This window comes from Rhodococcus sp. NPDC078407 (assembly GCF_044542515.1).
Taxonomy (GTDB): domain Bacteria; phylum Actinomycetota; class Actinomycetes; order Mycobacteriales; family Mycobacteriaceae; genus Rhodococcoides.
In genome coordinates this window covers 61,667-82,245 of the sequence record NZ_JBITUQ010000016.1, presented here as the reverse complement: position 1 = coordinate 82,245, position 20,579 = coordinate 61,667, and the positions used below count along the sequence as shown (strand labels likewise).

General features: G+C 64.8%; 21 protein-coding genes. 13 read left to right on the top strand and 8 right to left on the bottom strand.

Annotated elements, in window-relative coordinates:
* Nucleotides 1-5 precede the first annotated feature (5 nt).
* From ACIGGF_RS16925 to ACIGGF_RS16910, 4 genes are all read left to right on the top strand, one after another.
* The gene (locus ACIGGF_RS16925) at nucleotides 6-620 is read left to right on the top strand and encodes a TetR family transcriptional regulator (protein ID WP_397522396.1); all 615 of its coding nucleotides are present in this window, start codon (nucleotides 6-8) and stop codon (nucleotides 618-620) included.
* A complete protein-coding gene (locus tag ACIGGF_RS16920) occupies nucleotides 617-1,495 on the top strand; it encodes an ATP-binding cassette domain-containing protein (RefSeq protein ID WP_397522395.1) in 879 nt (292 codons plus the stop codon). Before ACIGGF_RS16925 ends, ACIGGF_RS16920 begins: the two co-directional genes overlap by 4 nt.
* Nucleotides 1,492-3,066, top strand: a complete 1,575-nt coding sequence (locus ACIGGF_RS16915; protein ID WP_397522394.1) for an ABC transporter permease — start codon at nucleotides 1,492-1,494, stop codon at nucleotides 3,064-3,066. The genes ACIGGF_RS16920 and ACIGGF_RS16915 overlap by 4 nt, the downstream gene beginning before the upstream one ends.
* A gap of 159 nt (nucleotides 3,067-3,225) precedes the next feature.
* On the top strand, nucleotides 3,226-4,329 hold the full coding sequence (locus ACIGGF_RS16910) for a GGDEF domain-containing protein (protein ID WP_397522393.1): 1,104 nt from the start codon (nucleotides 3,226-3,228) through the stop codon (nucleotides 4,327-4,329).
* 63 nt (nucleotides 4,330-4,392) lie between these two features.
* Here ACIGGF_RS16910 and ACIGGF_RS16905 read toward each other — a convergent pair whose 3' ends face one another.
* A complete protein-coding gene (locus tag ACIGGF_RS16905) occupies nucleotides 4,393-4,884 on the bottom strand; it encodes a DUF4190 domain-containing protein (RefSeq protein ID WP_397522392.1) in 492 nt (163 codons plus the stop codon).
* Between the two features lie 112 nt (nucleotides 4,885-4,996).
* Complete coding sequence (locus ACIGGF_RS16900; RefSeq protein WP_397522391.1) at nucleotides 4,997-5,761, bottom strand: pirin family protein; 765 nt, start codon at nucleotides 5,759-5,761, stop codon at nucleotides 4,997-4,999.
* Nucleotides 5,762-5,917: 156 nt separating this feature from the next.
* Here ACIGGF_RS16900 and ACIGGF_RS16895 point away from each other — a divergent pair, with 156 nt between their 5' ends.
* From ACIGGF_RS16895 to phoU, 7 genes are all read left to right on the top strand, one after another.
* Entirely contained in the window at nucleotides 5,918-7,303 is a 1,386-nt protein-coding gene (locus tag ACIGGF_RS16895; protein ID WP_397522390.1) for a hypothetical protein, read from the top strand.
* A gap of 74 nt (nucleotides 7,304-7,377) precedes the next feature.
* The gene (locus ACIGGF_RS16890; protein ID WP_397522389.1) at nucleotides 7,378-7,545 is read left to right on the top strand and encodes a hypothetical protein; all 168 of its coding nucleotides are present in this window, start codon (nucleotides 7,378-7,380) and stop codon (nucleotides 7,543-7,545) included.
* Between the two features lie 95 nt (nucleotides 7,546-7,640).
* Nucleotides 7,641-8,132, top strand: a complete 492-nt coding sequence (locus ACIGGF_RS16885) for a GtrA family protein (protein ID WP_397522388.1) — start codon at nucleotides 7,641-7,643, stop codon at nucleotides 8,130-8,132.
* 160 nt (nucleotides 8,133-8,292) lie between these two features.
* Nucleotides 8,293-9,249 carry an acyl-ACP desaturase gene (locus tag ACIGGF_RS16880; protein WP_397522387.1) on the top strand — a complete coding sequence of 319 codons (957 nt, stop codon included), beginning with the start codon at nucleotides 8,293-8,295 and terminating at the stop codon, nucleotides 9,247-9,249.
* Between the two features lie 94 nt (nucleotides 9,250-9,343).
* Nucleotides 9,344-10,483 carry a tRNA dihydrouridine synthase DusB gene (gene dusB / locus ACIGGF_RS16875; protein WP_397522386.1) on the top strand — a complete coding sequence of 380 codons (1,140 nt, stop codon included), beginning with the start codon at nucleotides 9,344-9,346 and terminating at the stop codon, nucleotides 10,481-10,483.
* A 109-nt stretch (nucleotides 10,484-10,592) separates the two neighbouring features.
* Nucleotides 10,593-12,518, top strand: a complete 1,926-nt coding sequence (locus ACIGGF_RS16870; RefSeq protein ID WP_397522385.1) for an LCP family protein — start codon at nucleotides 10,593-10,595, stop codon at nucleotides 12,516-12,518.
* Nucleotides 12,519-12,584: 66 nt separating this feature from the next.
* Nucleotides 12,585-13,259: a phosphate signaling complex protein PhoU gene (phoU, locus tag ACIGGF_RS16865; RefSeq protein WP_397522384.1), complete on the top strand. Its 675-nt coding sequence runs from the start codon at nucleotides 12,585-12,587 to the stop codon at nucleotides 13,257-13,259.
* A gap of 123 nt (nucleotides 13,260-13,382) precedes the next feature.
* Here the strand turns inward: phoU and pstB are convergent, their stop codons facing one another.
* From pstB to ACIGGF_RS16835, 6 genes are all read right to left on the bottom strand, one after another.
* Nucleotides 13,383-14,159, bottom strand: coding sequence for a phosphate ABC transporter ATP-binding protein PstB (gene pstB, locus ACIGGF_RS16860; RefSeq protein WP_397522383.1), 777 nt, complete (start codon nucleotides 14,157-14,159; stop codon nucleotides 13,383-13,385).
* A 36-nt stretch (nucleotides 14,160-14,195) separates the two neighbouring features.
* Nucleotides 14,196-15,104 carry a phosphate ABC transporter permease PstA gene (pstA, locus tag ACIGGF_RS16855; protein ID WP_027495870.1) on the bottom strand — a complete coding sequence of 303 codons (909 nt, stop codon included), beginning with the start codon at nucleotides 15,102-15,104 and terminating at the stop codon, nucleotides 14,196-14,198.
* A 3-nt stretch (nucleotides 15,105-15,107) separates the two neighbouring features.
* Nucleotides 15,108-16,145, bottom strand: coding sequence for a phosphate ABC transporter permease subunit PstC (pstC, locus tag ACIGGF_RS16850; RefSeq protein WP_397522382.1), 1,038 nt, complete (start codon nucleotides 16,143-16,145; stop codon nucleotides 15,108-15,110).
* An 87-nt stretch (nucleotides 16,146-16,232) separates the two neighbouring features.
* Nucleotides 16,233-17,330, bottom strand: coding sequence for a phosphate ABC transporter substrate-binding protein PstS (pstS, locus tag ACIGGF_RS16845; RefSeq protein ID WP_397522381.1), 1,098 nt, complete (start codon nucleotides 17,328-17,330; stop codon nucleotides 16,233-16,235).
* Between the two features lie 201 nt (nucleotides 17,331-17,531).
* Complete coding sequence (gene mshD, locus ACIGGF_RS16840; RefSeq protein ID WP_397522380.1) at nucleotides 17,532-18,437, bottom strand: mycothiol synthase; 906 nt, start codon at nucleotides 18,435-18,437, stop codon at nucleotides 17,532-17,534.
* Nucleotides 18,438-19,199 carry a winged-helix domain-containing protein gene (locus ACIGGF_RS16835; RefSeq protein ID WP_397522379.1) on the bottom strand — a complete coding sequence of 254 codons (762 nt, stop codon included), beginning with the start codon at nucleotides 19,197-19,199 and terminating at the stop codon, nucleotides 18,438-18,440.
* Nucleotides 19,200-19,329: 130 nt separating this feature from the next.
* Between ACIGGF_RS16835 and ACIGGF_RS16830 the strand changes: the two genes are divergently transcribed.
* Both ACIGGF_RS16830 and ACIGGF_RS16825 read left to right on the top strand, forming a co-directional pair.
* Entirely contained in the window at nucleotides 19,330-20,109 is a 780-nt protein-coding gene (locus ACIGGF_RS16830) for an LmeA family phospholipid-binding protein (RefSeq protein ID WP_397522378.1), read from the top strand.
* Nucleotides 20,106-20,525 (top strand): thioredoxin family protein, encoded by a 420-nt coding sequence (locus ACIGGF_RS16825; RefSeq protein WP_397522377.1) that lies wholly within the window; start codon nucleotides 20,106-20,108, stop codon nucleotides 20,523-20,525. The genes ACIGGF_RS16830 and ACIGGF_RS16825 overlap by 4 nt, the downstream gene beginning before the upstream one ends.
* Nucleotides 20,526-20,579: the final 54 nt, after the last annotated feature.

The window sequence follows — 20,579 nt, the reverse complement described above, 5'->3', positions numbered from 1 at the left end:
TGTACATGCGTACAGCAGCGGAGGATCTGACCACCAGGGCGCGGATTCGCGATACCGCGATCGACGTCTTCGGCGCGCAGGGCTTCGCGGCCGGCGTGCGGTCCATCGCCACGGCGGCGGGCGTGTCGCCGGGGCTCGTCAATCACCACTTCGGGTCCAAGGACGGGCTGCGGACGGCGTGCGACGAGCACGTCCTGCGGGTGATCCGGGAATCGAAGACTGCGTCCACCGGCCCCACCGCAATGATGGAACAGATCGCCCGTATCGACGAGTACGCGCCGCTCGTCGCCTACATCGTGCGCAGTTTCTCCGCGGGCGGCGGGTTGGCGCGAGAGTTGTTCGAGCACATGGTCGCCGACGCCGTTCGGTACATCGACGACGGTGTCCGCGACGGCCGGTTCACGCCCAGCCGAGACCCCGCGGCACGCGCAAGGTTCCTCACGAGGCAGAACGTCGGCGGTCTGTTGCTCTACGTGCAGATGGCTGGGCCGGACGTCGATTTCCGGGAGGCTCTTACTGCGCTGAGCGACGAGGTCATGCTCCCGGCCCTCGAGCTCTACACCGATGGATTCTTCACCGACTCGCAGGCTTTGGACACCTATCTGGAGGCCACGTCATGACCGAAGCAGTGTCCGTGGACGGGTTGGTCAAGACGTTCGGGTCGGTCCGGGCACTCGATGGGCTGGACCTGCACATCGAGACCGGCGAGGTGCACGGCTTTCTCGGTCCCAACGGGGCCGGAAAATCCACGACGATCCGCATCCTGCTCGGTCTGGTCCGCGCGACGGCCGGCACTGTCCAACTGCTCGGTGGCGACCCATGGGGCGATTCCGTTGCGCTGCATCGGCGCCTGGCCTACGTCCCGGGTGATGTGACGCTGTGGCCGTCGCTGACCGGTGGAGAGGTGATCGACCTCCTCGGCCGCATGCGCGGCGGAATCGACACTGCACGCCGAGCCGAATTGCTCGAACGGTTCGCTCTCGACCCCGGCAAGCGCACCCGTACTTACTCCAAAGGTAATCGGCAGAAGGTCGCACTGATCTCTGCCCTGGCCTCCGACGTCGAATTGTTGATACTCGACGAACCCACCTCCGGACTCGATCGGCTGATGGAACAGCACTTCGCCGACTGCGTGAAAGACGCTGCCCGACGCGGAGTCACGGTGCTCTTGTCCTCGCACATCCTGTCCGAGGTCGATGCGCTGTGCAGTTCGGTGACCATCGTCAAGGACGGGCGGACCGTGGACACCGGGACCCTGGCGTCGATGCGGCACCTCACCCGAACGACGTTGAGCGTCACGGTGGATCGCGCGCCGGACGACCTTCACACGGTCACCGGGGTGAGTGCGGTGAGTGTGGACGGTTCCACCATCACCTGCACGGTGGAGAACGAGGCTCTTCCATCGGTGCTGCGCGTGCTGGCCGACGCGGGCGTGCGGAGCCTGGTCAGCTCCGCTCCGACGTTGGAGGAGCTGTTCATGAGGTATTACGCATGAGCGGCACGGGAGCACTGCTTCGGCTGTATCTGCGACGCGATCGCCTGGTACTGCCGATCTGGGTCGTTCTGCTCGGTGCGCTCCCGCTGCTGTACGCGGTCAGTTTGGAGGGGCTGTATCCCACGGCTGCGGACCGTCAGGCGTTCTACCTCGGCACGGTGGCCGTGCCGGCCCAAGCGGCGCTCGTCGGTCCGATCTTTGGTAGTGACCTCGGCGCTCTGGTCGCGTGGCGTTCCGGTGCCCTGCTCGCACTCCTCCCACTGGCGGCAATTCTGACCGTCGTCCGGCACACCCGCGGTGAGGAGGATGCGGGTCGAAGCGAGTTGGTCGGGTCTACGGCCGTGGGTAGAAACGCGGGGCTCACCGCGGCGGTCACGCTGGCGGGAATCGGGCTGGCGGCGACGGGCGCATTGTCGTCGATGTCGTTGTGGGCATTCGGCCTTCCGGTGGCAGGGAGCATCGCGTACGGGGCATCGGTGATCGTGGTCGGTCTCGTCTTCGTCGGTTGTGCGGCACTGGCGGCACAGGTGGCGTCCGGGGCTCGCGCGGCACGCGGCTACGCCCTCGGCGCGCTCGCGGCGGCGTTCGTCCTGCGGGCGATAGGCGACATCGGTTCGGGAACCGTGTCCTGGTTCTCGCCGATCGGGTGGTCGGCGCAGGTACGGCCCTTCGCAGAGGAGCGGTGGTGGCCGCTGCTGCTGTCGCTGGTGGCTGCAGCCGCGTTCGGTTCCGCGGCGTTCGTTGCAGCGAATCGCCGCGATCTAGGCAGTGGTCTGCGGGCCGAGCGTCGGGGCCGGGTGGCTGCCGTGCCGTCACTGTCGGGTCCTGTCGCCCTCGCGTGGCGACTGTCCCGCGGAACCGTCGTCGTCTGGACCGTCGGCCTCGCCCTGTTCGGCATTGCCATCGGCTCGTCCACGGACGGAATCGGTGACCAACTCGGCAGCAGCGCCACCATCGGTGATGCGCTCGGAAAGTTCGGTGGCACCACAATCGAAGAGTCGTTCATCGCCGCTGTCCTGAGCATCATCGGTGTCATCGTGGCGGCCTTTTCGGTATCGGCCCTGCTGCGTCTGCACGGCGAGGAGGAGGCAGGCCTGGCCGAGATCGTGCTGGCCACCGGTATCTCGCGCGCTCGGTGGCTGTCAGGTCACCTGCTCGTCGCCGTCCTCGGCCCGGCATGGCTGCTGCTGGTGTCAGGCCTGATGATCGGCTTGGCGTACGGATCGGCAGCCGGCAATATCGCGGGTGAACTGCCCGCTGTCCTGGGCGGCGCACTGGGTCAGCTCCCCGCGGTATGGGTGGTGACGGCCATCGGAGTGGCCCTTCTCGGTGCTGTTCCTCAGTTCGCGCCCTTCCTCTGGGCTGTCCTGGTGGGGTTCGTCGCGATCGGTCAGGTCGGTGCCGTGGTCGGCGTGGACCAATGGGTTCTGGACCTGTCGCCGTTCACTCACTCACCGAAACTGCCCGGCGGGTCGGCGTCTGCACTCTCCCTGTCGGCTCTCACAGCCATCGCTGTAGTGGGAGCGGGCATGGGTGTCGATCGGTGGCGTCGACGCGATGTGCGGGGGTGACGTAAGCCGACACCGGATCGCGTTTCGTAGCGAAGCGCCTCTCCGGGTCAGTCGAATTCCGATACAGTTACGGCTGGTCCGGCTGTCCTGGCCAGTGACGTCCATCGAGCGAACAACCATGTCGGCTGATTCTGTGGTCGCGACGCGCTGGGGGGTACGGTGCAGTCGACGTTCACCAGCAAGTGGTGGCACCAGCCACACGATTACGAGGCCACTGTCCGTGATTTGGACAAATTCGGTGCGCTACGCCCGTATCGGATTGCGGCCGCGTTCACCACGTTCACCTACGGACTCATTCCGCTGACGCTGCTGCTGACCCGGACGCCGCCGACCTCCGTCGCGGCTCGAGCAATCATCGTGGCCGCTGGGCTCAGCGCCTTCGTGTTGAGTATTGCGTGGTTGAAGTGCCCGTGGCCGAGCGAACGTATGGCAATGGCATTCGGCGTGTTGGCCGACGTCGGTGTCGCCTCCGTTCTGCTCGCGTACGGATCTCCGCCGAGTGTTTTCCTGGCGTGCGCGCTGTTCGCAACGAACGGCATCTTCATCCAACTGTTTCTCAGCCCCAGAATGCTGAGCCTGCATTTGGTGTGGTCGGGGGCGGTGGTGATCTCGATGTTCGTGTTGGTCCTGGGCACGCCCGGCGCAGACCGCGCGCTCGCCGTCGTCCAGGTCCTCGTGCTGCTCCCGGTCACGTTCATGGGCCCCACGTTTCTCCAGTATCTGCTGCTGAGGCTTCAGGTGCAGGCGGCCGGAGCAAACGTCGACCCACTGACCGCCCTTCGCAACCGCCGCGGACTCGACGAGGAACTGTCGAGCTATCTGGCAGGTGCAGTCCAGGTGGCGGCCATGGTCATCGACGTCGATCGATTCAAGGCGATCAACGACCGATTCGGCCACCATGTCGGAGATTCGGCGCTCGAGCTGACCGCGCGTCGGCTGTCCGTCGACGGCGTCCTGGTCGCGCGGACCGGCGGTGAAGAATTCGCGGTGGTCGCCCGCCTCGGGGGCGACGATGCCGTCGCGTTGGCAGAGCAGCTCAGGACCCGCGTCCATTCGGCCGACGACCGAGCACCGCTCACCGTGAGTATCGGCGTGGTGCACGGGCGATGTGACTTCACGGGCTGGGGTCCGGACGACGTCATCGTCGAAGTCGGCCGCCTGCTACGAGGTGCCGATGTGGCGATGTACGACGCCAAACGCCGCGGTGGCGACCAGGTAGTCGTGGCGGATGGGCATCACAGTCGCTCGAATTCGATGCCGTGACGAAAGGCGGGTCGACACGATCGACCCGCCTGACGTACCGAAATCAAGTGTCCGTGCCGCGACTCAGTTCGGTGTCGAGTCGTCGAACCGATCCTCGAGGTTCTGCTGAAACTCGTCGGCACATTGCTGTTGCGCTGCGGTATCGCTGCCTGCTTGGTTGATGCATTCGGTGAAGTCCTGTCCACCACCTGCATTGAACAGGCCGATGCCGACGACGACGAGAACGATCGACAGTGCTGCGGCCACGAAACCGAGAATGATCGCGAAGAGTGACACTTTGCCGTTGGTGGCGGTGCGTTTCTTGTACCTCGACCGTCCGATGAAGCCGAGGACGATGGCGATCAGGCCGAGAACAACTCCACCGACGATGGTCCAGGAGAACAACACACCCAGAATCGCCAGGACCAGAGCCACGGTGCCGATGGTGTTCTTCGGGGCTACCGGCTGTTGCTGATACCCGCCCTGCTGGTAGCCGCCCTGCTGGGGGTACTCGCCGGGTGACGGATAGTTTCCGGGCGGGGGATAGTCACCGGGCGGCGGATTCTGATTCGACACGTGTCAAACCCTCCCAAATAGGCGTTCGTCAACGCTGCGAGTGTAGGCACAGCCCTGTCCGGCGCGCAGGCGTCGCGGGTTCCCGTGATCAACTCGTCATCGACCGACCGTGTCAACCTCCGAGCCGCGAATGCATCTCCCAGATCAGCACCTCTGCCGGCTCGGTGGCGGTAATGCTTTGTCCGCCAGTCGAACTCATACGAACGGCATCGCCCTCGTACAGTTCGCCGACGCCTTCCATCGAGACGGTGCCGCGCGCGACGAACACGTGCACGAACGGTGCGTCGGGCACTGTCGCCGAGGTTCCGGGCAACAATCTGGCCGCGTGCAGCGCCGCCGACTTCTGGGAGATTCCGATCGCAGCCTGACCGCGGTGCTTGCTCATGCCCGACGCCACAGTGACCAGCCCACCGCGCAACAACTCGTCACCGATTTCCAGCTGTTCGTACCCCGGGGCGGTGCCGGGACTGTCCGGCAGCACCCACATCTGCACGAAGCGAACGGGTTCGGTGTGGCGGTTGCCGTCGATGTTCCAGGAGTCGTTCTTCTCCGAGTGCATGATGCCCTTGCCCGCGCTCATCCGTTGCGCGAGTCCGGGATAGATGATTCCGGAGTGTCCGATGGAGTCCTGATGTACCAGGGAGCCCTGCACCACCCACGTGACAATTTCCATGTCGCGATGCGGATGCGTCTCGAAACCCTGACCAGCAGAGACGATGTCGTCGTTGTTCACCAGCAGCAGTCCGTGATGGGTGTTGTCGGGATCGTAATGCTGACCGAAGGAGAACGAATGCTTCGAGTCCAGCCAGGACACACGGGTTTTCAGTCGATCACCGGCGCGGTGCACATCGATGTGGGCGGTCAGTGGAGCGGACATGTCACCACTGTACGAGCATGTCGGTGCACCGGCGTACGACCTGCATAACGTTCGGGTGTCTTTACCGTCGGTGTGTGAGCGCGGCCGCGAGTGGGTAGGTTTTGCTGAGCACGGTCACAGCTCCGCACACTCCGAAGAAGGCGGCGAGAGATTCCCATGGTCGGTTCCAGCTCGAGTGCGGCACGCACGGTCGAACCCCAGCTCACGGAGGCACTCGCGACGTGGCTACCGGCTCAGCGGTGGTTCGGTGCCAAGGGGTCGACCGTCGATTCGGTGCAGATCCTCGAACGCCAAGTACTGCATGACGAACCGCATTTCGCGGCAGAGCATGTGCTGGTGGAGGTGCAGTTGACCCAGGACGGCGAGGTGGTGACGCAGACCTATCAGGTGCCGCTGGGCTTCCGCACCGAGCTGACCGATGAACTCCGGCCGTGGGTGCTTCCGGTCGCGGGCGAGGTGGCCGTGTTCGACGGCTTGCGAGACCCCGAGGTCATCGCTCTGTACGGCGACGCCTTTGCTTCCGGAAATTCCACGGACAGCATCGATTTCAGGATCGTCGACGGGTCGAGTGTCCCCAGCGGTTTGCCCGGTCGGGTTCTGGGGGCCGAACAGTCCAACACCTCGGTGATTCTCGGTGATCTGTTGCTGCTCAAGCTGTTTCGCCAGGTTCCGCCCGGCGTGAGCCCCGATGTCGAGCTGCACCGTGCGTTGGCGGAGGCGGGCAGTGTCAACGTCGCACCGCTGCGAGGCTGGTTGGAAGCCGTGGTCGGAGGTGAGCCCACCACTCTGGGAATGATCCAGGACTTCGCTGCCAACTCCGTCGAGGGCTGGACAGCAGCGCTCGCCAGTGTTCGCGAGGTCTTCGATTCGCCCGATACGCCGATAGAAGAACTGCCAGGAGATTTCGCTTCCGACGCGCACCGGATCGGTGCAGCAGTCGCTCAGGTGCATCATGACCTGGCCTCGGTGCTGGGTACCGTCGAACGCTCGGTGGAATCGACCGCCGTCGAAGAGATTTTGGCTCGTATCTCGGGAGTGGCGCGGGTGGTCCCGGAGATCGCCGAGTTCATTCCGGCGGCAACGGCGCTGATTTCGCGGGCCGAGGCGTCGAACAGCACCACCGTGCAGCGCATCCACGGCGATCTGCATCTGGGGCAGGTGCTGGGAACTCCCGAGCGGTGGTTGCTCATCGACTTCGAGGGTGAGCCGGCCAAGACGTTGGCCGAACGCCGGCAGATGGACAGTGCCCTGCGTGACGTCGCGGGAATGTTGCGCTCGTTCGACTACGCCGCCAACCATCTCTTGGTCGACCGACCCGAGGATCCGTCGACGCGTGCGCGAGCCGACCAGTGGGCGGCGCGGAGCATCGAGGCGTTCTTCGACGGATACGCCTCGGTGGCCGGACACGATCCGCGGGACGAGGCCGATCTGCTGCGCGCATACGAACTCGACAAGGCCGTGTACGAGGTTCTCTACGAGGCGCGCAACCGGCCGACCTGGTTGTCGTTGCCCCTGCGTGCTGTGGAGCGCTTGGTGAGCTGATCGGTGAGCTGGGGGTGCACGTCGACGGGCCTGTCTACGACAAGTACCGTATTGCCTGACACGGGAGGCAGGACATGAACGGTATCTTGGCAATTTTCGGCATCGCGGTGGTCGTCATCACCATCGTCGTTGTGGTGATCCTCGTTGCGGTGTTGTTCGTCGCGTCGATCAAGCCCGACAGTCTGAACATCGACCTGGATCGCAAGAAGCGCGCTCGGGACGAAAGTTCCTCCAAAGCCTGAGACGTCCGTCACGTCCGAGACCGATCTGTTCGTGCTCGGGGTTGTATCGAATCGAAGCGCCGATCGACGCTTCCGGTTCGACAACTGGAGATTTCGTGAGCACTTCGCTGAAGGCATCGCCTCGACCCTCGGGTTGCGCGCCCAGACTGAAGTCGAGGTTGCTCGGGGAGTCGGTTCTCGCTCAATTCACTCGGTTCGTCGTCGTCGGAGTGTCGAGCAACGGTGTGTACGCCCTGCTGTTCGTAGCGCTCGCTTCCCTGGGCTCGTTCACCGCGAATCTTGCCGGTGTCGTGGCCAGCACCGTTCTTGCCAATGAGCTGCACCGCCGTCACACCTTCCATGCCGCCGCCCGGGTCGGCTGGTTCCAGACGCAGTGGGAGGCCGGTGGGCTCGCTCTCATCGGGTTGGGTCTGAGTACCGCCTCACTGGCCGCGGTCCACATCTTCTTTCCGGGAGCCGGCACATCGGTGCAAGTGCCCGTCGTGATCGCAGTCGGCGGAGTGTTCGGTGCCGCCCGATTCCTGGCCCTTCGGGGTTGGGTGTTCCGCCCGCCGAACTTCTCCGGTCTCGAGCCTGCCCAGCAGTGACCTGTCAAAGCAGTGACCTGTGAAAGCTGCGACCTGTGAAATTGCACCAGTCGGTGCCGACGTCGGTTGCTACCTCTAACAGAATCTCGGCGAGGTGCCCTGCCTGTCGCAACGCGGGCTCTACGCTGGTGAGCTGACGACGACGCGAGGAGACAGGCCAATGGCGAGGGATCTGACACAGCTCGAGCTTCTGCAGGAGCTGGTACCCACTGCCGAAGACAACGTGAACCGGCACATCACGATGGCGCGCGAATGGCATCCCCACGACTACGTGCCGTGGGACGAAGGCCGCAACTTCGCCGCCCTCGGCGGCACGGACTACGACCCCGAGCAGTCCAAGCTCTCCGAGGTCGCCCAAGCCGCGATGATCACCAACCTGCTCACCGAGGACAACCTGCCCTCCTACCACCGTGAGATCGCCGAGAACTTCTCCCGCGACGGAGCCTGGGGCACCTGGGTCGGCCGTTGGACCGCCGAAGAGAACCGCCACGGCATCGTCATGCGCGACTACCTCGTCGTCAGCCGCGGCGTCGATCCCGTCGCCCTCGAAGAAGCCCGCATGATCCACATGACCAACGGCTACGCATCCCCCGCCGGAACCCAGGTCGGTCTGCTGCACTCGGTCGCCTACGTCACCTTCCAGGAACTGGCCACCCGCGTCTCGCACCGCAACACCGGCAAGGTCTGCGACGACCCGATCGCCGACCGGATGCTCCAGCGCATCGCCGCCGACGAGAACCTGCACATGATCTTCTACCGCAACATCACCGGCGCGGCGATGGACATCTCCCCCGACCAGACCCTGCAAGCGGTCTCGGACATCGTCACCAACTTCGTCATGCCCGGTGCCGGGATGCCGAACTTCCGCCGCAACGGTGTGCTGATGGCCAAGCACGGCATCTACGACCTGCGTCAGCACCTCGAGGACGTCGTCTGGCCGGTACTGCGCAAGTGGCAGGTCTTCGAGCGCAACGACTTCACCGCCCGCGGTGAGAACAAGCGCGAAGAACTCGCCGCGTTCCTCGAAGACCTCGAACGTCAGGCCACCAAGTTCGAGGAAATGCGCGACCGCTCCCTCGCCCGCGAACGCGCCAAGGCCGAAGCACGCGCATCCTAGATTCGGATCGTCTGGTGTGCCCGGTACCGACTTCGGTGCCGGGCATCACTGTTTTCTTTCCGCCCCACACCACTCCCCTCCGAAGGCTCTTCACATGACACTGCAGATCGGCTCCCTCGAGTTGAACAGCCCTGTCGTCCTCGCACCCATGGCCGGCGTCACCAATGTGGCGTTCCGGACCCTGTGCCGGGAGCAGGAACTCGAGCGGGCAGGCAGCACGTCGGGCCTGTACGTCTGCGAGATGGTGACCGCCCGAGCGCTGGTCGAAAGACAGCCCGCCACGATGCACATGACGACGTTCGGCCCCACCGAGACACCGCGGTCTCTGCAGCTCTACACCGTCGATCCCGATACCACCTACGCCGCGGCGAAAATGATCGTCGACGACAACCTGGCCGATCACATCGACATGAACTTCGGCTGCCCGGTTCCGAAGGTCACCCGCAAGGGCGGCGGCGCCGCGCTCCCGTACAAGCGAAACCTGTTCGGCCGGATCGTCGCCGCAGCGGTCAAAGCAACCGAGGGCACCGACATTCCGGTCACCGTCAAGTTCCGCGTCGGCATCGACGAGAACCATCACACCCATCTCGACGCCGGCCGAATCGCCGCCGACGAGGGTGCCGCTGCGGTGGCGTTGCACGCCCGCACCGCCTCCCAGCGCTACTCCGGTAGCGCCGACTGGAACGAGATCGCTCGACTCAAAGAACACGTCACCGGCATCCCGGTGTTGGGAAACGGAGACATCTTCTCTGCGTCCGACGCGGTCCGGATGATGGCCGAGACCGGCTGCGACGGCGTCGTCGTCGGTCGAGGATGCCTTGGCAGACCGTGGCTGTTCGCCGAACTCAGCGCCCGCCTGAACGGCCGCCCCGAGCCGATTCCGCCCACCCTCGGCGAGGTGGCCACGATCATCGCTCGACATGCGGAGTTGCTCGCCCAGCATCACGGCGAGATGAAGGGCCTACGCGAGCTGCGCAAGCACGTCTCCTGGTACCTCCGCGGTTTCCCGGCCGGATCGGATCTGCGCGTCTCGATGGCGTTGGTGTCCACGCTCGGGGAACTGGATGACCTGCTGGCGCAGCTCGACCCTTCCGTTCCTTTCCCCAAGGACGCGGAGGGTCCCCGAGGACGACAGGGTTCGCCGGGCGCGGTCTCCCTGCCCGACGGCTGGTTGGACGACCCCGAGGACATCTGCGTCCCGGCCGGTGCCGACCTGATGCACTCGGGCGGCTGACCTGCCCTGGTACTCGCGCGAAGTGGACCATGCCGCTCGAGTCAGTACTATGGCTGGGATTGCCGAGTAGGCAGCGCGCGTGTGTGATGGAAGGCCAGGTTCGAATTTCGTGGGAGACGATCGAGAGTCGGGCCCGTCCGTGCCCGAGGGTCGCGCCCCATGGGAGCGCCCGATTTCCGCAATCGGACGAACGGGCGCAAACGGGCAGCGTCGATCCCGCTCCGAACGTCCCGAGTCTCCGGACGATGAATCACCACAGCCGGGCGACAGCGGCCGGCTGGGCAAGCGGTCGCCTCGCAACGCCGACACCGTCTCGGTGGCCGAATTGGTCGACAAGATGTCGCGATCGGGCTCGAGCCGCCGGGAACCCCCCGAACGTCCGGAAACCGAAGAACCCACCGAGATCATTGCCCCGATCACCGATTCCACTCCCCCACCTTCCCCGGTAGTTCCCCCGACACCGCCGCACGCGGTACCTGAGTCCGTGGGCGCGCCCGACTCCGATCGCCCGGCGTTGACACGGTTGGCCATGAGCCGGGTACGACGACGCAGACGACTGCGGGTGGTCGGCCGCAGTGTGGTCTCGATGATCGCGATTCTCTCGGTTGCGCTGACCGGGGTGGTGTGGGGATACCTTCGCAACACCGACCAGGGGTTCCTACAGGTCGCTGCGCTCGATCCGGACTCGACCGACGTCGTCGACGCCGAAGGCCAGTACGGCGACGAGACCTACCTGATCGTCGGTACCGACACACGCACCGGTGCCAGTGGCGAGGTGGGTGCGGGAACCGTCGCCGATGCCGAGGGAGCCCGCTCGGACACGGTCATGCTCGTCAACATTCCGGCCGATCGCAGCCGCGTCGTCGCTGTCTCGTTTCCACGCGACCTCGATGTGACGCGTCCCGAGTGCGAACAATTCGACAACGAAACCAATACCTACACCGGCGAGATGTTCCCCGAGGCGTACGGCGACAAGCTCAACGCCACCTACGCCCTCGGCGGACCCAAGTGCCTGGTCAAAACCATCCAGAAGATCTCCGGTCTCCGCATCGGCCACTTCGTGGGAATGGATTTCGCAGGGTTCGAGTCCATGGTCGACGAAGTCGGCGGCGTCGAGGTCTGCACGGCGCAACCGCTGTTCGACTACGAACTCGGAGACGTGCTGCCCAACCCCGGCACTCAGCGCATCGACGGCCGCACCGCGCTGAACTACGTCCGGGCTCGCAACATCGAATCCGAGGGCAATGGAGACTACGGCCGCATCAAGCGGCAGCAGCGTTTCCTGTCGTCCCTGCTCAGGTCCGCGCTCTCCAACCAGGTGCTGCTCGACCCGGGCAAGCTCAACGGATTCGTCAACGCGTTCACTTCGGACACGTTCGTGGAGAATGTCAAGACCCAGGACCTGGTCACGCTGGGACGATCACTGCAGAACGTGGACGCCGGTGCGGTCACCTTCCTCACCATTCCCACCACCGGTACCAACGACTACGGCAACGAGATCCCCAACGACGACGCGATCGGTGCGATCTTCCGAGCCATCATCGACGACGATCCGCTGCCCGGCGAGGAACGCGCCGAGCCGGTGACCCCGGAGTCCTCGGCTCCCGCCGCCGCTCCCGACGTACCGCTACTGGCCGTCGAACCGGGCACGGTGTCTCTGCAGGTGTCCAACGCCTCCGATATCGCAGGAATGGCGCAAGCAGCGTCCGACGAGCTGGCGACGTACGGATTCCAGATTCTGACGGTAGGCAACTTCTCCGGCTCCGCGGCCCAGACCGTGGTGCGCTACTCCCAGGACCAGGAGGCTGCCGCAGCGACGGTCGCGTCGGCGATCCCGGGCGCAGCCATCGAGCTGGCTCCGAGCCTGAACAATGTCGTCGAGGTGGTGCTCGGCTCCAACTACCCTGGCTACACGCAGTTTCCGGCTGCTTTCGGCGCGGTGATCGATCCCACTCAGGTGGAGGGCGCAATCGAGAGCGCACCGCTTCCGGAGGATCTGTCCTTCACCAACGCCGCCGACGACACGTGCGCCTGACTTCATTCATGCTCCGTTAACCCTCGGGACAGAGAACAGGTCGTTGTGACCTACTAAACTTCGCTCATGCGCGTCGCCTACAACGAACAGATGAACGAGCTCGCCGATCTCCTCGGAGAAATGGCGAGCCTGGCTGGTACGGCCATGGAGAAGGCCACCCAGTCACTCCTCCAAGCAGACCTGGTGCTCGCCGAGCAGGTCATTTCCGAGCACGACAAGATCACCGAGCTCAGTGCGGTGTGCGAGGAGAAGGCCTTCACTCTTCTCGCCCTGCAAGCTCCCGTCGCGGGCGACCTCCGTTCGGTGGTGGCCGGCATTCAGATCGTCGCCGATATCGACCGCATGGGTGCACTCGCCCTGCACGTCGCGAAGATCACCCGTCGCCGGCACCCGAACCACGCCCTCCCCGAGGTCGTCAACGGGTACTTCGCCGAGATGGGACGCCTCGCCGTTCAGATCGGCGCGTCCGCGCGCGAGGTCCTCGAGACACGCGACCCCGAGCGCGCTGCGAAGCTGCAGGAGGAAGACGAGGCGATGGACGACCTGCACCGTCACCTCTTCACCGTCCTGATGGACCGCGACTGGAGTCATGGCGTCGCGGCTGCAGTGGACGTGACCCTGCTGGGTCGCTTCTACGAGCGCTTCGCAGACCACGCCGTCGAGGTCGGCCGCCGAGTGATCTTCCTCGTCACCGGCGAGCTGCCGGCCGACCTGCACCAGAACAACATCCCCACCTCCTGAGACCGCTTTCGTCGAGTAGCGCTGCCCCGCAGCGCTACTCGGTGTCCTTATCAGGGCAAGCGCACAACGAACAGAACCCCCGTCGAGCTCTCGCTCGGCGGGGGTTCTGTTTTCGCTGCGTGGCTATCCGAAGCGGCCGGAGATGTAGTCCTCGGTGGCCTTCTGCGTCGGGTTGGAGAAGATCTTCTCGGTGTCGTCGATTTCGATGAGCTTGCCGGGCTTGCCGGTCGCCTCGAGGTTGAAGAAACCGGTCTGATCGCTCACCCGTGCTGCCTGCTGCATGTTGTGTGTGACGATCACGATCGTGAAGTCCTGCTTGAGTTCCTGGATCAGGTCCTCGATGGCCAGCGTGGAAATGGGGTCGAGGGCCGAGCAGGGCTCGTCCATCAGCAGAACGTCGGGCGAGACAGCGATCGCGCGAGCGATGCACAGACGCTGCTGCTGACCGCCGGACAGGCCGCCACCGGGCTTGTCGAGGCGATCCTTGACCTCGGTCCAGAGGTTGGCACCCTTGAGCGAGCGCTCGGCGATCTCGTCGAGTTCCTTCTTGCCGCGGCCGCCCTGCAATTTCAGGCCGGCGACGACGTTGTCCCGGATCGACATGGTCGGGAACGGGTTGGGACGCTGGAAGACCATGCCGATGGTGCGGCGCACACCGACGGGGTCGACGCCACTGCCGTAGATGTCCTCGCCGTCGAGCAGCACCGAACCTTCGACGCGGGCACCGGGGGTGACCTCGTGCATGCGGTTGAGCGAACGCAGGACGGTCGACTTGCCGCAGCCGGACGGTCCGATGAACGCGGTGACGCTACGCGGCGGTACGGCCAGAGTGACGTCCGAGACGGCATGGAACTTGCCGTAGTAGATGTTGACGTCTTTGAGATCGAGACGCTTTGCCATGTTCTGGTTCCTTAGAATTCGCTGGAGTCGAGTGGGTCAGAAGTTCTTGGGAGAGAAGAACTTCGAGACCAACTTCGCGCCGATGTTGAGTATTGCGACGATCAGGATCAGCGTCAGGGCTGCTCCCCACATGCGCTCAGCGGTGAGCACGCCGGTTCCTGCTTTCTGCAGGTCGACCATCATGAGCGGCAGCGACGTCTGCGGCCCCTCGAAAATGTTGAAGTTGATAGCTGTTGCCGATCCCACCAGGATCAGGACCGGTGCGGTCTCGCCCATGACTCGTGCCAGGGCCAACATGATGCCGGTGACGATGCCGGACAGGGCGGTGGGGATGACGATCTTGGCGATGGTCTTCCACTTCGGTACGCCCAGTGCGTAGGACGCCTCGCGCAGATCCTGGGGAACGATGCGCAGCATTTCCTCGGCCGAGCGCACGATCACCGGGATCATCAGCAGAACGAGGGCGAATGCGACGGCCACACCGGATCGCTGGAACCCGAAGGTGGCGATCCACAGCGCGTAGATGAACAGGGCCGCGACGATGGACGGGACACCGGTGAGGATGTCGACCATGAACGTGGTGACCTTGGCCAGCTTGGTTCCTGCGCCGTACTCGACGAGGTAGATGGCGACGAAGATGCCGATCGGGATGGAGATGACGGCGCAGAAAAGGCCTTGGAGGAGCGTGCCGACGATGGCGTGGTACGCGCCGCCGCCCGCGATGAACTGGGTGATTCCGGCCTGCGAGTTCTGCCACCAGGCCGGTGCGACCACTGCGGACAGTCCGCGTGAGATCACCGTGTAGAGCACCCAGATCAGCGGTACCAGTGCCACCAGCACCGACAGGCTGACAAGGATCGTCGCCGCGAGGTTGGACGCCTTGCGCCGGGCGCTGACGCCCTGGAACGTGGGTTCCTTGACGGGCTTGTCCATGGTTGCGGTCATGGGTCAGTCCTTCTTTCCGGCGATAGCGGCGCGGGCCCCGGCGTTGACGACGAAGGTCAGGATGAACAGCACCAGGCCTGCGGCGATGTAGGCACCGGCTTGCAGCGGATTGTTGAATTCGCCTGCTGCCAGTGCGATCTTGGTCGCGAAGGTCGAACCGCCGTCGAACAACGTTCCACCGAACGTCGACTGAGTGCTGCGGATGATGATGTAGAGCGCGATGGTCTCACCGAGTGCACGACCGAGTCCGAGCATGGAGCCGCTGACGTATCCGGACTTTCCGAACGGAATGACCGTGGTACGCACGACTTCCCAGCGGGTGGCACCCAGTGCGAGAGCCGCTTCGATCTGCCCCTTCGGGGTCTGCATGAACACCTCGCGGGTGACCGCGGCGATGATCGGCAGGATCATGACGGCGAGCACGATGCCACCGGTGAAGATGGTGCCGCCGCCGGCGATGGAGACCGATCCGGTGCCGAAGAGCGGGAACCAACCCAGGCTGGTGTTCAGCCACTCGGCGACCGGGCTGATGACCGGCGCGAGGACGTACAGGCCCCACAGTCCGAAGACGATGGACGGCACGGCGGCCAGCAGGTCGATGACGTAACCGAGCGGACCGGCGACGCGCTTGGGTGCGTAGTTCGTCAGGTAGATGGCGATGCCGAGTGCGACGGGCATCGCGAGGATCAGCGCGAACAGCGACACCGTGACGGTGACCAGGAACAGATCGAGAACACCGAACACCATGGCGGAGGTGTTGGACGTGTCCCAGGCACCGTTGTAGGTCAGAAAGTTGACCGTGTTGTTGGACAGCGAGGGGATCGCGCGCCAGACCAGGAAGAGGCCAACGGCGGCGATCAGGGCGATGATGAAGATACCCGAGCCCGTGGCGAGGCCGGAGAAGATCCTGTCACCGGGACGTGTGACGGTCCCCGATTTTTTCTTGTCGGACAATTGTGGTTCTTCCGGTTTGTGCGCGGCACCCGCAGTCGGCACGCTAGCCGCGGAGGGGACGCCGGTCATCGAGTGGGTGTCGCTCATACCGCTCACTGTCTCGTGTGGAGGTCGAGGACGGTCTTGCTTCGGCTCGCGTTCTCGCGAGCCGAAGCAAGATTACGTCTCATTGAATCAGGCGATTGCTTCGATAGCGGTGATCAGGCGCTCCTTGAAGCGATCCGGCAGCGGCACGTAGCCGGCTTCTTCGAGGCCCTGCTGGCCCTCGTTCGCAGCGCTGAGCAGGAACGACTTGACTGCGGCCGAGGTGTCGGCGTCGTAGCCCGCCGAGCAGACGATCTCGTAGGTCGCGAGAACCAACGGGTAGGTGTCGGCTTCGTTGCTGGCGTACAGCGCATCGATGTCGAGCACGAGGTCGTTGCCCTCACCGGAGAAGGACACAGCGTCGATGGCTGCGGCAGCCGTCTCGCTGGTGAGCTCGACCGGTCCGTTGCCGAAGTCGATGTTCGCGGCGCTCAGGCCTTCCTGCTCCACGAAGCCGAACTCGACGTAGGTGACCGAGCCGGGAGTGGCTGCCACGGCCTGGGCGACGCCCGAGGATCCGTTGGCACCTTCGCCGACGCCGCCGGCCCAGTCGGAGCTGTGATCGAGGGTCCATGCCTCCGGAGCTGCATCGGTCAGGAAGCGCTGGAAGTTGTCGCTGGTGCCCGAGGAGTCGGAACGGTAGACCGGGGTGACCGGGGTGGACGGCAGGTCGACGCCTTCGTTGAGGGCGGCGATCGCGGGATCGTTCCAGGTGGTGATCTGGCCGGTGAACATCCGTGCGGTGACGTCGGGGGTGAGCACCAGGCTGTCGACACCGTCGAGGTTGTACGCCACTGCGACCGGGCCGAAGACCAGCGGGAGGTTCCAGGCCGGGTTGCTGTCGCAGCGAGTGGCCGCTTCGGCTGCCTGCTCTTCCTTGATCGCGGAGTCGGATCCGGCGAAGTCGACCAGACCGGCGACGAACTGCGTACGACCGTTGCCGGAGCCGCTGGTGGTGTACTCGACGGACTTACCGGCGCACACGCTCGAGTAGACCGAGGTGAAGTTGGACATCGCGTTCTGCTGAGCAGACGAACCTTCGCCGGTGAGCGGAGACTTGCCCTCGCACGTAGCGGAAGAATCTTCCGCACCGACGGTTTCGACGTTCGCGTCGCTACCGCATGCGGTCAGCAACATGGCACTGATGGCCACTGCACTCATGAGAGCACCGTTGCGCTTGAGGTTCACCTGTTTCCTCCGAGGAATCTTGGGCCGTGTCCACAGCTCGAACTGCTCGGCCGTGCTGTGGCTGTGTGGGTGCCGGCTCCAGAAGAGAACCTCGCACCAGGCGGCGTAGGTTGCCGCCCACGGAGAAAGGTAGGGGCAGGTGGTAGACGTTTACCCCCGCGCGGGTGAACGGAAGATGAACACCGCGCTCGAAATGTCCGATCAGACGGTGCGGGCGTACGCAGCGTCCACGTGGTAATTGACGAACCCGAGCTTGGTGTACGTGTGCACGGCGGCAGTATTGTCGGCCTCGACGTAGAGCATCATCTGCTCCAGTTCGCGGCCGCGTAGGTAGTGCAGGCCCGCCAGCGTCAGCACCCGGCCCAGACCCCGACCCTGCGACTGCGGATCGATACCTACTACATACACCTCGCCGATCGCCGGGTCGTTGCCCTCTGCCGCATGGACCTTGGTCCAGTGGAAGCCGAGAAGACGGTCGCTGCCCTCCTCGAACGCGAGGAACAGGCCGGCCGGATCGAACCAGGACTCGTCTCGCCGTGATGCGATGTCACGATCGGTCCAGCCACCCTGCTCGGGGTGCCACGAGAATGCCGCATTGTTGACGCGCAACAGCTCTGCGTCGTCCTGATGACCACGATAGGTGCGCAGCGTAATTCCTTCCGGCACAACAACATCCGGTAGGTCAGGGCTGACCGATGCCCGACGCATCTGCAACAACTCGCGTGTCACCTGCAGACCCAGCCGGGCGGCAACGGCCTGCGCCGCAGCGAGGTTACCGTGCGCCCAGATTTTCGTGTCGGAACCGATATCGAGTGCGCGAGAAACCAATTCGCGGCCAATTTCACGACCTCGAGAGGAAGGATCGACCACCGCTTCGGCCATGCCGTCGGCAATTCCGGCGTAGCCCACGATCCGATCACCGTCGGTGGCAACGAGGCGATCGACGTCCTCGCCGGTGTCGACCGCCTTGACCGCCTGCTCCGAGAGCGGGGCGGTACCGTCGACTTCCGTTGCGCGAGAAAGAATCCGATGGATCTCGTCGGCAACCCGGGAAGACGGTACGTCGCCGTCGATGGGATGGACGCCGAACGCAGTCTCCGAGTTCATCTACGAGAGAGTACTCTCCTGCTCGAACTCGAAATCCACATCGTCGGCATCCTCGCCCGCGGCGTCCGATGCCGCCTGCCCGCCCTTGGCGTTGCGCGCGGGCCGAACCGCCTTGTACCCCACGTTGCGCACGGTTCCGATCAGCGATTCGTACTCGGTACCGAGCTTGGCGCGCAGGCGTCGAACATGGACGTCGACGGTGCGCGTGCCACCGAAGAAGTCGTAGCCCCACACTTCCTGCAGGAGCTGCGCCCGAGTGAAGACGCGGCCGGCGTGCTGAGCCAGATACTTCAACAGCTCGAATTCCTTGTAGGTCAGATCGAGCGGACGCCCGCGCAGTCTCGCGGTGTACGTGCCCTCGTCGATGATCAGCTCACCGAGCGTGATCTTGCCCGAGGTCTCCGGACTCGCGACACCGCCGCTGCGTCCGACCAGCAGTCGCAGTCGCGCGTCGAGTTCCGCCGGGCCGGTGCCGGGAAGCAGGATGTCGTCCAGTCCCCAGTCGGAGTTGACCGCCACGAGCCCACCCTCGGTGAGAACGGCGACGACGGGGATGGCCGATCCGGTACTGCCCAGCAGTCGACACAAGCCGCGTGCCGCCGCCAGATCGGTGCGAGCGTCCACGAGCGCGATATCGGCCGAACCTGCCTCCAGCAGCGAGGACACCTCGGTGGGCACCGGGCGAACCTGGTGCGCCAGAAGCGCAAGGGACGGAAGAACGCCCTCCGGGTTGGGGTCGGAGGTCAGTAGTAGGAGCTCCACTGCGTCTCCATTCTTGCTGCTGGCCGGTCCAGCCCGAGCTGGATTGGAGTATTCGTCAAGGACACAGACTAGCTTGTCCGTACCTTCGGCCGAAGCGGGCAGTATGCGGCTCGTCGGTCACAATGGACGCGTGCGCACACTTCTCATCGGACTCGCCAGCCTGCTGGCCCTCGTGCTCGTGGTGGATTTCGGCGCTGCGGCCTACTCCGAGTACCGGGTCTCCCGAGCGATTCGAGCCGGCGGAGAACTCACCTCGGACCCTCAGGTGATCGTGCACGGCTTCCCGTTCCTGACTCAGGCTGCGGACGGCCACTATCAGAACATCGAGATACGGGCTCAGGACGTCCCCACCGAGTACGTCGGCTCGACGACGATCGAGGCCAACCTCCGCGGCGTGCACATCGCGTTGTCGGATTTGATCGACAACAACGTTCGGGCCATCCCGGTCGACGAGCTCGACGGCCGCGTTCGTATCGAGGCGACGGACCTCGGCCGGTTCCTCGGCATCGTCGACCTGCAGGTTTCTGCCCCTCCGGCCGACAGGTCCGACGGCACCGGCGGCTCCGGCGGTTCGGGCAAGACGACGACCGGAGGCGTCGTGCTGACCGGGACGGTGCCGGTCGGCCCACTCGAAACCACGGTGAGCGTGCAAGCCGACCTGTTGCTCGAAGGAGACAGCGTCGCCATCGTCGCGACGGACTTCTACTTCGGCCCGGAGGGTCGTGCGGATTTCACGATTCCGGATTTCGCTGAGCCGGCAGTCCTCGGGATGTTCACCAGGACCATCGAGCGTCAGAACTTGCCCTTCGGACTCACCCCCACCGACGTGTACGCGGAGGGGTCGCAAATCGTCGTCGAGGGTTCGGGCGACAACGTGACCATCGACCTGAACGAAATCGAAAAGCCGTGACAGGGATCACAGTTCTGGCTGTCGTGGCGGTTCTTGCCCTGGCTACCGGATTCTGGCTTCGAAGCCGGTCCGGCACTGTGCGCGCCGTACGACGAACCGACTCCGATGACGACGCTCTGCGGCCACTGCTGCTCGAGGCGGGCGTCACGACGGACACCGCCACGGTGCTGCACTTCTCGGCGGACTGGTGCGGACCGTGCGCTGCCGTCCGTCGCGTCGTCGGACAAGTTTTGACCGACCGCACCGGGGCCCGCGAAGTCGAACTCGACATCGATGCCCATCCAGACCTTGCCCGGGAACTGGGAGTGCTGTCCCTGCCCACCACCTTCGTGCTCGACGCCGATTTGCGTCGACGCTCCAGAATCGCGGGTGTGCCGTCCACGGCGGCCCTGCGGTCTGCGCTCGACGCGCTGTAACTCCTCCACATCGGGCCGGCGGTTCGACGCGCCGCTGGTAGCGGGTACGATCTT